Raw genomic sequence first — 13,764 nt, forward strand, 5'->3', positions numbered from 1 at the left:
AAGAGTTCACCGTGGTGAACTCTTTTTTTTGTTTCTATTTTTGAAACGCTATTAATTCCTTGTGAATTACACTCCAGGAACTTTCTCTAATTTCGTTTATATCGGTTTTTGTTTTAGCATTAGTTTCTATAAAGGAAAGGATTTTTACTCTTAAGAGTCCTGGTTTTCCACTAAAAATAGTATAAGAATACCTTTTTTTGTTGTCTAAAAATGCGATTGGAACAACCGTCAATTGGTGTTCAATCGCCAATCGAAAAGCGCCATTTTTAAATTCATCCAACACTATTGATTCATCATCAGGGACTTTTCCTTCTGGAAAAATACAAATACTCAACCCTTGATTGATTCTTTTTTGGGCTCTTTCAAAAACCTCGCCTCTACTTCTTGATGAATCTCTATCAACCAAAATACAGGTGCGTTTGTAGAAAAATCCGAACAAGGGGATTTTTACCAATTCTTTTTTTCCCACAAAAACAAAAGGTTTTCGTGTCGTGACAAGCATCAACATGATATCGGCCATCGAAGTGTGATTGGCAATAAACATATAGCTTTTGTCGGACTCCAATTCTTGTTCTTTGTCAATTTTATAATAAAAACCCATTCCCAAAAGAATGAATTTTGCCCAAATTCTCGCCATTTTAAAAAAGTAAGGATAGCCGCTTTCGGTCAGAATGGATAACACCAAAAAAGGAAACATGACTAGAATGGGAATGGCCATCAAGACATAAAACCAAACGCGCCAAATCGCCCAAAAAATAATTTTTATTCCTCTCATAGTGCCAAATTTACTTTTTTTAACCACAAACTTTTTTCGAAAAGTAAAAAAATATGGTGTTTAAATTTTTTGAATTTCAATATTAATAAAAAATTACCGCAGTTTTGAAGATTAAAAATTGTTCGTCATCAGCAAATCTGTGGTTTATATCGCCTCAAACAATTTTCCGGGCAAAGGTCTAATTACGCCTTTGAGTTCCATGTTCAGCAACATTCCCGAGATTTTATAAATAGGAAAATCACATCTCAAGGCAATGATATCCATCAATTCTTTTCCGTTTTTGAGGAGGTAATCATACACTTTTTGTTCATCGTTTTCGAGCGTGACAAAGAGTTGTTTTTGTACGGTTTTTGTTTTGCTTTCAATGTCCCAATTCAGGATATAAATTAAATCAGCAGCGCTCGTTAGCACATTTGCTTTTTGGGTTTTGATCAAGTTGTTGCAGCCTTGACTGTATTTGTCGGTTGTTCGACCTGGAACGGCAAAAACATCGCGGTTGTAATCATTGGCGATATTGGCAGTGATTAATGAACCGCCTCTTTCGGCAGATTCGATAACAATCGTGGCTTCGGAAATTCCGGCAACAATGCGGTTTCTGCGGACAAAATTTTCCTTTTCAGGATTGGACGAGCTCCAAAATTCTGTCATAAAACCGCCGTTTTGTTCTACTTTGGCCACATATTTCTTGTGGTTTTTGGGATAAATTTGGTTTAAACCGTGTGCCACAACTCCAATGGTTTGCAAATCGTGTTCCATCGCCAACTGATGTGCAAAAATATCGACACCATAGGCAAAACCACTCACGATTACTGGGTCAAGTGGCGCCAAATCTTCAATCAATTTTCGACAAAATTCCATTCCGTAAGACGTGATTTGTCGTGTTCCCACAATGCTGATGGTTTTCTTGTTTTTCAAATCCATATTGCCCGAGGTAAACAACAAAACTGGTCCGTCGATGCAATGTTTCAATCGGTCTGGATAATTTTCGTCCTGAAAATAAGCCACGTTGATTTCGTTTGATTTTATAAATTGAAGCTCTTGTTCGGCTTTTTCAAAAACGGTTTTGTCTTTCAATTTTTGCAATAAAACAGATCCAATTCCGTCGATGGCAGCGATTTGGGAAGTTTTTGTGTTGAAAACTGCTTCCGCGCTTCCGCAATGATTTATTAATTTTTTGGCCATAATATCGCCCACACCTTCTACTTGTTGCAAGGCCAATAAATGAAATAATTCTTGCTCTGTCATACTAATCGTTTGAGGCTGAAATGTATAAAAATTTAGGCGGATTGTTAATAAAAATTGTGAATAAAATTTTGATAACTATTCTCAATGTATAACTTTGTAACTATGAACATCGAATCCTACATCGCACAACTTTTATACCGTTACCAGTGTGTAACCGTTCCGGGTTTCGGAGCTTTTTTGACCGAAATTCAATCGGCACAATTAATTGAAAGTTCCAATTCATTTTTTCCTCCAAAGAAAATGATTTCTTTCAATGCTTATTTAAAAAACAACGATGGATTATTGGCCAATCATATTGCCCAAGCCGAAAAAACTTCATACGAATACGCCATCAGTGCCATTCAATATGAGGTTTTCAATTGGAAAAAAGCACTTCAGGAAAACGGTCTGTTTTCCATTAAAAACGTTGGAAATTTTTCGCTGAATGCCGATAAAAATTTGATTTTCACTCCTTACGACCAGACCAATTATTTGACTAGTTCTTTTGGTTTGAGCGCCTTTGTTTCGCCAATGGTGAAAAGAGAAATTTTTGAACAAAAAATAGAAGCTCTCGAGGAAAAAGAAGTAATCGATTTTATTCCGGAAAGAAGAAGAACAAGTGCTTATTTGAAATATGCAGCTGTTTTTGTTTTAGGATTAGGTTTGACAGGGGCTATTGCTTATCCGGTTTACCAACAACAAATTGCCAATGAAACGATTATTGTAGAGCAATCAGTTCAAAAACAAGTTCAAAACAAAATTCAAGAAGCCACTTTCTTTATCAAAAATCCAATTCCAGCCGTAACTCTTACGGTGAAAGAAGAAAAAATGTCTTACCACATTATGGCCGGTGCTTTTAGAGACGAAAGAAATGCTCAAAAGAAATTTGAACAATTATCCAGTCAAGGTTATAAAGCACGCAGAATTCCACAAAATAAACACGGATTATTTCCAGTTCTTTACGGAAGTTACGCCACTTTTGCCGAAGCCGAAAAAGCAAAACAGGAAATTCAAAAAACCGAAAATCCTGATGCTTGGGTGCTGGTAGAATCATTATAATTTAAAAAGCCTGTTCAAAACGAACAGGCTTTTTTTTGGCTTTTAAAGTGAATTCAAAATAATTTTTTTCGAATTGAAAAAATTATTTTTTGAAATTTTCGAACACATTTCAATATAATTGACTAACTTTAAGTTCTTTATGATTGATGTGTAATGCGTTTTAAAGCACAAAGCCATGAAAATTTCCCTTGAAAAGAAAATACTGCTGGGATTCATCATCAATTTATTGGTTGTCGTTGCTTCGGGATGGATTTTTATCACGCGTTTGGACAAGCAAAGGGATAAAACCTTGGATGCAAAATTGGATTGGCTTGAAATTTCCTTATTTGGACTCTCCATTATTTTGTTAATCATCGTTTATTTTATCATTCGTGCCCAGTTGCGTGCCAAAAACATTTCACAAAACCAGCTTTCCGAAAACAAGCAATTGCTTCAGTCCATTATTGACAATACCTCAAATCCCATCTTTATCAAAAAAATAAATGGAGAGTATTTATTGATTAATAAACAATACGAATCATTATTCCATATTTCCAATTCAGAAATAATAGGCAAAACCGATCATGATTTCTTGCCAAAAGAAGTCGCTGACGCCTATCGAAATTCCGATCTTGAAGTGGTAAAAGCATTACGGGAACTAAAAACCGAAGAGACAATTGAGCAACCAGACGGTTCGCATACTTATATTGCCGTTAAATTTCCTTTGTATGATGCAGAAGGAAGAGTTTATGCCATTGCAGGTATTTCAACAGACATTACCGAAAGAAAAAAACTGGAAGAATCATTAAAAGCAGCCGACAAATTTTTTAACATGTCTTTGGACATGATGATTATTGCCTCTGATAAATTTATCAAAATTAATCCGTCAGTTACCAAAACACTTGGATATGCCGAGGAAGAATTGTTGAGCAAACCTTTTCTGGACTTTGTGTATCCCGATGATGTTGAAATTACCCTGAATGAAGTTGCCAAACTTCAAAAAGGAGCTCTAACTATTAATTTTGAAAACAGATACCTCTGTAAAGACGGCTCCTTGAAATGGATTTTATGGTCAACATCTCCAGATGTTTCAACAGGACTTTTGTATGCTGTAGCCAAGGATATCACCAAACAAAAAGAAAATGAAGAATCACTGAAAATGGCCGATATGTTTTTTAATATGTCATTTGACATTCTCACGGTTGCAAAAGGGGAACACTTTATTAAAATTAATCCTGCTCTCACGAAAACACTTGGCTACAACCAGAATGACATGGACAGAATGAAATTCATGGATTTAATTCATCCCGATGATTTGAAAGCAGCCAACGAAGTGCTGGCCAAACATATGGAAGGCAATCCAATTGTTAATTTCAGGACGCGTTTTCTTTGCAAAGACGGCACTTTTAAATGGCTCGATTGGAACAGTAATATTGATACAAAACAAGGACTTTTTTATTCAGTTGGACGCGATGTCACCCAGATGGTTCAATTAGAAAACGAGCGGCAATCAGCAACGAATGAGTTATTCGAAAACGAGGAAAAATTAAGATTGATAGTCGAGAACATTGGCGAGGGAATTATTGTGGCCAATGCCAATAAAAAAATAATTTTGGCCAATGACATGGCCAATGCATTTTTTGGAATCAATGAGGACGATAAAATTTCGGCCAACTTTGTCAATCATTTTGAGGTTTATTCGCCAGACCAAAAAACAGTTTTTCCAGCTCAAAATCTGCCTATGGAACGTGCTTTTAACGGCGAGTCCACAGATGATGTTGACGTGGTGCTTTGGGATCCAGTCAAACAGGAAAAGAAACGGGTGCTTATTAGCGGGAGACCGTTAGTTGACCAAAACGATAATGTAGTTGCCGCCGTTGTAACCATAAAAGACATCAGCAAATACAAACAATTAGAAGAAGAACTGAAAGAATCTGAATTAAAGTACAGACAATTAATAGGCTTCAAATCCGGTATAGAAAAGAAACCTTGATTATTTGTGATCATAAAAAAACCACGCAATCGGCGTGGTTTTTTGTTCTATTCTAATTTGCTTTTAGCAATATTCGTTGAAAGCGTCTTTCAAGTTGTCTGCAATCAATTCAGCGGGACGACCTTCGATGTGGTGACGTTCCAACATGTGAATTAATTCTCCGTTTTTGAACAAGGCAATGCTTGGCGAAGATGGAGGAAAAGGAAACATGTGTTGTCTTGCGGCAGCCACGGCATCTTTGTCAACTCCTGCAAAAACCGTGATTAAATGATCAGGTTTCTTGGCATTGTCCAAGCTCATTGCTGCTCCCGGACGTGCATTTCTGGCAGCACAACCACAAACAGAGTTTACCACCACTAATGTTGTTCCTTCTGCTTTTATGGCAGCATCAACATCTTCTGCACTATGTAAATCTTGAAAACCAACCGCTGTCAATTCAGCCTGCATTGGTTTTACCATTTCTTCTGGATACATATTTTTTTATTTAAAGATTAAAATTCGAAAGTTGCAAAGTTACAAAGTTTAAAATCAAGTTGTAAGTTTGAATTATAAAGTTTTGTTATAGTTTTATAGAATGATTCTAATTAAATTTTAAATTGATAAGAATTAGCCCAAAGAAAGAAATTATGAATTAGAGTTTTTCCATTTTTCATTCTTTAAATTAAAATTTAGACAAAGCTAAAAAAATAATTACCCTTGTGTAATTTTTATTCTTATATTTGTTTTTGTAATTCAATTTCAGCTATGGACAAATCTTTAGAAGAAGTAAATCAATCCGTTCAGACACAAAATAAAACTTCCGTTTTTAGAAAAATACTCGCATTTTTTGGTCCCGCATACTTGGTAAGCGTGGGTTATATGGATCCAGGCAATTGGGCAACGGACATTGCCGGCGGAAGCCAGTTTGGTTATTCCCTGCTTTGGGTTTTATTGATGAGCAACATTATGGCTTTGTTGCTGCAAAGTTTTAGCGCTCGACTCGGGATTGTCACCCAACGCGATTTGGCGCAAGCTTCAAGGGAAACGTATTCAAAACCCATCAATTATGTTCTCTATTTTCTGGCTGAAATCGCCATTGCGGCTTGTGATTTGGCAGAAGTTTTGGGAATGGCAATCGGGATCAATTTACTCTTTGGAATTCCACTTGTTGAAGGCGTTTTGATTACGGTTTTGGACACGTTTTTATTATTGTTCCTGATTAATAAAGGAATCCGAAAAATGGAAGCTTTCATCATTGTCTTGGTCACGATTATTGGGATTTCATTTATTTTCGAAATGATTTTTGCACAACCCGAAATGGACAAAGTGATTTATGGCTTGATTCCTTCGATGCCAAGTGAAGCCGCTTTGTACATTGCCATAGGAATTATTGGAGCCACGGTAATGCCGCACAATTTATACCTGCATTCTTCCTTGGTTCAAACCCGAAAATTTGACCGAAGCACTACAGGAATCAAGCAAGCCATAAAATACAATTTCATTGATTCGGCCATTGCCTTAAATTTGGCTTTTTTTGTAAATGCGGCCATTTTGATTTTGGCGGCAGCCACATTTTATAAAAACGGCATGTTTGAAGTTGCCGAAATCCAGGATGCGCATCAATTTTTGCAACCTTTGTTGGGCACAAAATGGGCTCCAATTTTATTTGCAGTTGCCTTGATCGCAGCCGGACAAAGTTCTACCGTCACGGGAACATTGGCCGGACAAATCATCATGGAAGGCTATTTGAATTTACGAATCCAGCCTTGGGTTCGAAGAATAATCACGCGATTGATTGCCATCGTTCCCGCAGTTATCGTAATTTCTATTTTTGGCGAAAGCGTAACGGGAAAACTATTGATTTTGAGCCAAGTTATCTTGAGTTTGCAATTGGGTTTTGCCATAATTCCGTTGATACATTTTGTGAGCGACAAATCTAAAATGAAAGGTTTTCACATAAGTAAAACGACTCAAATTATCGCTTGGGTTGTGGCCTTGATTATTGTTTCGCTCAATGTAAAATTAGTGTTCAATGAAATTATGGACTGGCTGGAAACTTCCGAAAATCCAATTGTATTGTGGCTTACGGTTGTTCCATTGGCCATTGGATTCTTGATTTTGCTGTTGTATATTGTTTTTAAACCTTTTGTTACCAAGGCAAAACACGACATTCAAAATCATTCGCCACACAGTTTAAAACTACAATTTTCTCAATCGGGAAGTTATAATAAAAAGAATATTGCCGTTTCGGTGGATTTTTCTTCCGCCGATGAAATTGCCATAAACAGCGCCTTTGAGTTGGGCGGAATGGAAGCGAAATACACTTTGATTCACGTCGTGGAAACCGTTGGCGCGATGATTTACGGTAAAAATATTGATGACCACGAAACCTTGATTGACGAAAAGTTATTGAAAGAATACAAAGAAATGCTTTCGCAAAAAGGATTCAATGTGAAAACTAAATTAGGCTTTGGCAAGCCAAATAAAGTCATACCGGAAATCATCAATAAAGGAGAATTTGATGTTTTGGTGATGGGAACCCACGGTCACACTGGTTTCAAGGACTTGATTTTTGGGACAACCGTAGACAAGTTGCGTCACAAGATTTCCATTCCGTTATTTATCGTTAAAAATTAAAAAAGTATTAATTATCACTATTTTATATTTTGATTTTTTAAATCTGCCATCAAATGACTCTTTCAGAAGAAAATTATCTCAAAACCATATATCACCTGACCACAAGTTCAGAATTGGAAGTGAGCACGAATGCCATTGCCGAAAAGATGGAAACCAAAGCTTCTTCAGTGACTGACATGCTCAAGAAATTGGCCGAAAAAGATTTGGTCAATTACATAAAATACCAAGGAGTTTCCCTTACCGAAAAGGGTAAATTGTCCGCTAAAATGATTGTTAGAAAACACCGTTTGTGGGAAGTTTTCTTGGTCGATAAATTGGATTTTTCTTGGGACGAAGTACATGACATTGCCGAAGAACTAGAACACATAAAATCAGAAAAACTCATCAACAAACTCGATGATTTTTTAGGCAATCCTACCGAAGATCCACACGGTGATCCAATTCCAAACGCTTACGGACAGATTATAAAAACAGAAAAGCATTTGCTTTCCGAATTGGCGGTAAACCAAACAGGAGTTTGTGTTGGTGTTAAAGATTCGTCGGCAGATTTCTTGAAATACTTGGACAAACAGGAAATTGCATTGGGTTCAAAAATTGAAATTATTGGAAAAGAAAGTTTCGATTTGTCCCTAAAAATAAAAGTAGATTCCAAAGAGTTGACGATTTCCAATAAAATTGCAGGGAACTTATTCGTGAAAGTGGGTTAATGACAATTGCAATCGTCGCCACAGTTTTTATCCGATTTTTTCTTTTTTTTGATAAAGAATTTTTTGAATAAAAAAACAACGGCAATTGCAAGGGTTATGTATGCTAATATTTCTTGTAACATAAAGTTTATTTTAAAATTTGATAGGCAAGCAAGGCTGTCAAGTAAGCAAAACTGCTCATAAAAATCAATTGACCCAAAGGCCATTTCCAGCTATTGGTCTCTTTTTTGGTAACGGCCAAGGTGCTCGCACATTGCATTGCAAAAGCATAAAACAACAACAGCGAAATTCCGGAAGCAAAATTAAATATTTTTTCCCCAGTTTCAGGATGGACTTCGGAGGCCATTTTGTTTTTTATCGTGGTTTCATTGTCGCTTCCGCCAACGCTGTAAATGGTGGCCAATGTGCCCACAAAAACCTCTCTCGCGGCAAACGAACTGATAATGGCAACGCCTATTTTCCAATCGTAACCCAAAGGAGAAATTAAGGGTTCAATAGTTTTTCCCATCAGCCCGATATAGGAGTTTTCTAATTTATAGGAAGCCACTTTGTTCTCCAATTCTATCTCTGAAAGACCACTGTTTTCTGTTTTCGATTTGATAATAGTTTCAGCATCGCCAAACTTTTTGCCTGGACCATTGGAAGCCAAAAACCATAAAATTATTGATATGGAAAGAATAATCTTCCCCGCTCCAAAAACAAAAGCTTTGGTTTTTTCGATAACGTTTATCGCCACGTTTTTGAACATGGGCAACTTGTAATTGGGCATTTCGACCACAAAGAAAGTCTTGCAATTCAGTTGCAACACTTTGTGGAGGACATAAGCCGAAAATATTGCCATTCCAAAACCAATAAGATACAACAACATCAGTGTCAAGCCTTGCAAATTTAGTATCCCGAAAACATATTCATCCGGAATTACCAGCCCAATAATGATGGCATAAACCGGTAATCTTGCGGAACAAGTTGTAAAGGGTGTAACCAAAATCGTGATCAATCGTTCTTTCCAGTTTTCAATATTTCGTGTGGCCATAATCGCCGGAATGGCACATGCGGTTCCTGAAATTAGTGGCACAACGCTTTTGCCTGACAGCCCAAATTTGCGCATAATTTTGTCCATCAAAAAGACCACGCGGCTCATGTAACCGCTTTCTTCAAGAATGGAAATGAACAAAAACAGAAAAGTAATTTGGGGAATAAAAATTAAAATCCCTCCAATCCCTGGAATAATTCCTTGTGCGATTAAATAGGTGAAAGCTCCTGGCGGCAAGTTGTCATTTGCCAATGAACTTAAACTGGCAAAGGTTTGATCAATAAAATCCATTGGTATTTTTGACCATTCAAATATGGATTGAAAAATACCGAACAATATCACAAAGAATATAAGATATCCCCAAATCTTGTGCGTGAGCAATAAATCCAGTCTACTCCTGAAATCAGTAGCCGAAGCGGAATCCACCTTTTGACCCACTTTTAGCGTGCCATTTATAAATTGGTAGCGTTTGATGGTTTCTTTTTGTTGCAATCTTTTTAGCTCGGAATCTGTTTTTGTAAACGAATTGTTTTTGAGGGTTTTTCTATTCAAATCCACAAAATTCACGTCTTGGGTAATCACTAACCAAAGTTTGTACAAAGATTGGTTTGGGAACGTTTTTCGAAGTGTGTCGAAGTATTCTTCATCAACGGAGGAAGCGTTCAAACACGGTTCTGTAGAAATGGTTTTGTATGTGGTAATCGCGTTTTTTAATTCTTCGATTCCAGTTCCTTTTCGAGAACTTACCAAAACGATTTTAGTTTTCAACTGGGATTCTAAATACGGAATGTCCAATGAAATTCCTTTGTGTTTCATTCTGTCAACCATGTTGATGACCAGAATGGTTGGAATTTCCAAGTCTTTTATTTGGGTAAAAAGCAACAAATTGCGTTTCAAGTTTTCCACTTCAGAAACTACGACTATTACATCGGGATAGAGTTTGTCGTTTTTGTTGAGCAAAAGTTCAATCACCACATTTTCGTCGGCGGAACTGGCATTCAAACTATAGGTTCCCGGCAAATCGATTACGTTTGCATTGATGTTGTTGGGTAATTTACAAAAACCAACTTTCTTTTCGACCGTAATTCCGGGATAATTCCCCACTTGTTGGTTCAAGCCGGTAAGCTGGTTAAAAACCGAAGTTTTTCCCACGTTTGGATTTCCAATTAAGGCGACATTGATGTTTTGCTTGCTCATTTGGAGTTATTTATTAATGATATCAACTTCAATTTCACGAGCAGTTTCGATGCGAATGGCAAGATGGGAGCCATTAATGTCCAAATATAAGGGATCGCCCAACGGGGCAATTTGAATTAATTCGACTTTATTCCCCGGCAAACAACCCATTTCCAATAATTTTAACGGAATGATATCTGCATCAAAATCTTTGATGATGGCTCTTTGTCCTTTTTTTAAGCTGGCAATCGTAGTTTTCAAATTCTTATTTAGATTGAATTTAGATTACAAAAGTACAGTAAAAAAAAGAATAATAAATGACAAATATCATTTTGGTTATTTTAGTTTTCGCAGAGCCAATTAATATCTTCAATCAATCGTTGAATTTCGGCTTTATTCGTTCCGTCATAAAAACCGCGAACCCGTTTTTTGGAATCAACGAGGACAAAATTTTCGGTGTGAACCATGTCATATTGTTCGTCTGGTTTCCCTTGTTTTACGGCCAAATAGGATTTTCGGGCCATAGTGTAAATCGCTTTTTTGTCTCCGGTAACCAAGTTCCACTTGGAGTCCACCACGCCGTTTATTTTGGCATATTCCTTTAAAACCGAAACACTGTCTACATCGGGCATGACGGAAAAGGACAGTAATTTCACTTTTGGATTATGAAGAAAAGCTTTTTGAACGTCAACTAAATTCGTCGTCATTTTCGGACAAATGGATTTGCAAGTCGTGAAGAAAAAATCGGCGACATAAATTTTGCCTTCATAATCTTTTTGGGTGATGGTTTCCCCGTTTTGATTGGTGAACGAAAAATCGGAAATGAAATGTTTGTTGGCTACATATTGAACCGTAGTGTCCACCAATTCTGGGTTTACGTCAGACGGATTGAAAATGGGAAGTGTTTTTTTGGGTTTCAGTGCCGAATAAAACAAGGAAATCACAATGATGGAAAACACCAATAAAACCCCAAAGAATATTCGATATTTATAAAAAAGGGATTGCATAAAGATAATTTTGGCAAAAATACGGAAAGGACGCTTGTTTTAAACCGGCAAATAATTTTTTTTAACAAACATTAACACGATTGTTGAAATTTATGGATAGTTTTGTGACAAGAACCAAACCATAAAATAGATGAAAATACAATTAAAAAAACAATTCATTTTTGTTATTCCCGCAATCATGGGACTTACAATTATTCAAGCACAAAATGCTCCCGTAAAGCAAGAACCGGGAATCAATGTTGCCAACATGGATAAAAAGATTAAGCCAAACGACGACTTTTTTAGATTCGTAAACGGAAGTTGGCTTGATAAAACAGAAATTCCTGCTGACAAGACTACATGGGGTAGTTTTAATGAATTGCGTCAAAAAACAGATAAGGATGCTTTAGAAATTTTGGCAGAAGCTTCAAAAAACCCAAAATACAAATCAAATACAGACCAAGGGAAAGCCATAAACCTGTACAAAACCATCATGGATACCGTTGGCAGAAACAAACAAGGCTTGTCACCGTTGAAACCGTATTTGGCAAAAATTAATGCGGTGAAAAACACCAAGGACTTGCAGGCTTTATTGATTGAAATGGATCCCATTGGAGGTCTTGGATTTTTTGGTGTCGGGATTGGTCCAGATGCCAAGAACAGTAACAGGAACGTGATTGGCATTGGTCCCGGAAGCGTAGGTTTGCCAGACCGTGATTATTATGTTTCCGATGACAAGGATTCTAAAGAAAAGAGAGATAAATATGTCTTGCACGTGACTAGAATGCTGCAGTTTTTAGGCGAAAAACCAGCCCAAGCAAAAGCAGATGCCGATAAAATTTTGGCATTGGAAACTGACATGTCAAAACCAAGATTTGACAGAGTGGAAAGAAGAGACCGAAGAAAATCATATAATCCGATGACGGTTGCGGATTTGCAAAAATTAACACCTTCCATAGATTGGAAAAACTATTTGACAAAAATAGGATTGACAAAAGCCGATTCGCTTATTGTTTCGCAGCCTAAATACATGGCCGCATTAGAAACAATCTTCAAAGAAAACAAAGTCGAAGACTGGAAAGCCTACATGCGTTGGACTTTGTTAAACAGATCATCAGGAAGATTGTCAACCACTCTTGAAACAGCCAACTGGGAGTTTTATGGCAAAACATTAACTGGAGCAACACAACAAAGACCGCTCGACGAAAGAGCTTTGCAGGTCATTAATGGAGCCACTGGAGAAGCATTGGGAAAATTATATGTAGAGAAAAAATTTCCGGCCGAAGCCAAAGTCAAAGCCGAAAAAATGATCAAGAACATTTTTATTGCCTTTGAAAACCGCATTAATAATTTGCCTTGGATGTCAGCAGAAACAAGAGCAAGCGCCATTGCAAAATTGCACAAATCTCAAATCAAAATTGGTTATCCAGACAAATGGAAAGATTATTCGGCCTTGACTTTAAAAAGCCCGGAAGAAGGAGGAACTTATTTTGAGAATTCCAAAAACTTATCCCTTTGGAGAACTAAAGAAGACATAGACAAATTGTACAAACCTGTTGATAAAACAGAGTGGGGAATGTCGCCACAAACGGTAAATGCCTACTACAATCCTTCTTATAACGAAATTGTATTTCCAGCAGCGATTTTGCAACCGCCATTTTACAATTATCAAGCAGATGAAGCTATAAATTATGGAGGAATTGGAGCCGTAATTGGTCACGAAATCTCTCACGGATTTGACGATTCTGGAGCACGATATGACGCCGATGGAAACTTAAAAGATTGGTGGACGGCTGATGACCAGAAACAATTTGCAGCTTTGACGGGCGCACTTGCCGATCAATACAGCGCTTTGCAACCTTTGCCGGGAACTTTCGTGGACGGAAAATTTACTTTGGGCGAAAACATTGGAGATTTAGGTGGAATAAATGCTGCTTACGATGGATTACAAATCTACTTGAAAGAGAATGGAAACCCTGGACTGATTGACGGTTACACGCCGGAACAACGTTTCTTTATTTCTTGGGCCACGGTTTGGAGAACCAAAATGCGTGACGAAGCCATAAAAAATCTGGTAAAAACCGATCCGCATTCACCGGGAATGTACCGCGCTTATGTTCCTTTACAAAACGTGGATTCATTTTATAAAGCTTTCGACATTAAATCAGGAGACGGAATGTATCTTGATGCTGATAAACGCGTAAAAATCTGGTAAT

At 37.2% G+C, this 13,764-nt stretch carries 11 protein-coding genes; 5 read left to right on the top strand and 6 right to left on the bottom strand.

The annotated features are described in order from the left end of the window. Positions 1-34: 34 nt before the first annotated feature. Positions 35-775, bottom strand: a complete 741-nt coding sequence (locus tag C0430_RS08620; RefSeq protein WP_290868230.1) for a lysophospholipid acyltransferase family protein — start codon at positions 773-775, stop codon at positions 35-37. A 144-nt stretch (positions 776-919) separates the two neighbouring features. Continuing rightward, positions 920-2,020, bottom strand: a complete 1,101-nt coding sequence (gene dprA / locus C0430_RS08625; RefSeq protein WP_290868234.1) for a DNA-processing protein DprA — start codon at positions 2,018-2,020, stop codon at positions 920-922. A 102-nt stretch (positions 2,021-2,122) separates the two neighbouring features. Between dprA and C0430_RS08630 the strand changes: the two genes are divergently transcribed. Beyond that, positions 2,123-3,058: an SPOR domain-containing protein gene (locus C0430_RS08630; RefSeq protein ID WP_290868237.1), complete on the top strand. Its 936-nt coding sequence runs from the start codon at positions 2,123-2,125 to the stop codon at positions 3,056-3,058. 175 nt (positions 3,059-3,233) lie between these two features. Continuing rightward, positions 3,234-5,030 (top strand): PAS domain S-box protein, encoded by a 1,797-nt coding sequence (locus C0430_RS08635; RefSeq protein WP_290868241.1) that lies wholly within the window; start codon positions 3,234-3,236, stop codon positions 5,028-5,030. 63 nt (positions 5,031-5,093) lie between these two features. Here the strand turns inward: C0430_RS08635 and C0430_RS08640 are convergent, their stop codons facing one another. Beyond that, entirely contained in the window at positions 5,094-5,504 is a 411-nt protein-coding gene (locus C0430_RS08640) for a BrxA/BrxB family bacilliredoxin (RefSeq protein WP_290868245.1), read from the bottom strand. 270 nt (positions 5,505-5,774) lie between these two features. Here C0430_RS08640 and C0430_RS08645 point away from each other — a divergent pair, with 270 nt between their 5' ends. Together C0430_RS08645 and C0430_RS08650 are read left to right on the top strand one after the other, a co-directional pair. Beyond that, entirely contained in the window at positions 5,775-7,646 is a 1,872-nt protein-coding gene (locus tag C0430_RS08645; RefSeq protein WP_290868248.1) for an Nramp family divalent metal transporter, read from the top strand. 53 nt (positions 7,647-7,699) lie between these two features. Next, positions 7,700-8,353 carry a metal-dependent transcriptional regulator gene (locus tag C0430_RS08650; protein ID WP_290868251.1) on the top strand — a complete coding sequence of 218 codons (654 nt, stop codon included), beginning with the start codon at positions 7,700-7,702 and terminating at the stop codon, positions 8,351-8,353. Positions 8,354-8,480: 127 nt separating this feature from the next. On the opposite strand, the gene feoB is transcribed toward C0430_RS08650, so the two are convergent. The 3 genes from feoB to C0430_RS08670 all read right to left on the bottom strand — a co-directional run bounded on the left by feoB (position 8,481) and on the right by C0430_RS08670 (position 11,569). Next, positions 8,481-10,583: a ferrous iron transport protein B gene (gene feoB, locus C0430_RS08660; protein ID WP_290868257.1), complete on the bottom strand. Its 2,103-nt coding sequence runs from the start codon at positions 10,581-10,583 to the stop codon at positions 8,481-8,483. A 6-nt stretch (positions 10,584-10,589) separates the two neighbouring features. Beyond that, complete coding sequence (locus tag C0430_RS08665) at positions 10,590-10,823, bottom strand: FeoA family protein (RefSeq protein ID WP_290868260.1); 234 nt, start codon at positions 10,821-10,823, stop codon at positions 10,590-10,592. A gap of 80 nt (positions 10,824-10,903) precedes the next feature. Further along, on the bottom strand, positions 10,904-11,569 hold the full coding sequence (locus tag C0430_RS08670) for an SCO family protein (RefSeq protein WP_290868265.1): 666 nt from the start codon (positions 11,567-11,569) through the stop codon (positions 10,904-10,906). Between the two features lie 130 nt (positions 11,570-11,699). Between C0430_RS08670 and C0430_RS08675 the strand changes: the two genes are divergently transcribed. Beyond that, on the top strand, positions 11,700-13,763 hold the full coding sequence (locus C0430_RS08675) for a M13 family metallopeptidase (protein WP_290868268.1): 2,064 nt from the start codon (positions 11,700-11,702) through the stop codon (positions 13,761-13,763). Position 13,764: the final 1 nt, after the last annotated feature.

The organism is Flavobacterium sp. (assembly GCF_013823965.1).
In the GTDB taxonomy this organism is placed as follows: Bacteria; Bacteroidota; Bacteroidia; order Flavobacteriales; family Flavobacteriaceae; genus Flavobacterium.

What these genes read in the sequence shown, in the direction of transcription:
- C0430_RS08670 (WP_290868265.1), bottom strand. Translation starts at nt 11,569, where the DNA reads ATGCAATCCCTTTTTTATAAATATCGAATATTCTTTGGGGTTTTATTG.
- C0430_RS08645 (WP_290868248.1), top strand. Translation starts at nt 5,775, where the DNA reads ATGGACAAATCTTTAGAAGAAGTAAATCAATCCGTTCAGACACAAAAT.
- dprA (WP_290868234.1), bottom strand. Translation starts at nt 2,020, where the DNA reads ATGACAGAGCAAGAATTATTTCATTTATTGGCCTTGCAACAAGTAGAA.
- feoB (WP_290868257.1), bottom strand. Translation starts at nt 10,583, where the DNA reads ATGAGCAAGCAAAACATCAATGTCGCCTTAATTGGAAATCCAAACGTG.
- C0430_RS08630 (WP_290868237.1), top strand. Translation starts at nt 2,123, where the DNA reads ATGAACATCGAATCCTACATCGCACAACTTTTATACCGTTACCAGTGT.
- C0430_RS08620 (WP_290868230.1), bottom strand. Translation starts at nt 775, where the DNA reads ATGAGAGGAATAAAAATTATTTTTTGGGCGATTTGGCGCGTTTGGTTT.
- C0430_RS08635 (WP_290868241.1), top strand. Translation starts at nt 3,234, where the DNA reads ATGAAAATTTCCCTTGAAAAGAAAATACTGCTGGGATTCATCATCAAT.
- C0430_RS08650 (WP_290868251.1), top strand. Translation starts at nt 7,700, where the DNA reads ATGACTCTTTCAGAAGAAAATTATCTCAAAACCATATATCACCTGACC.
- C0430_RS08675 (WP_290868268.1), top strand. Translation starts at nt 11,700, where the DNA reads ATGAAAATACAATTAAAAAAACAATTCATTTTTGTTATTCCCGCAATC.
- C0430_RS08640 (WP_290868245.1), bottom strand. Translation starts at nt 5,504, where the DNA reads ATGTATCCAGAAGAAATGGTAAAACCAATGCAGGCTGAATTGACAGCG.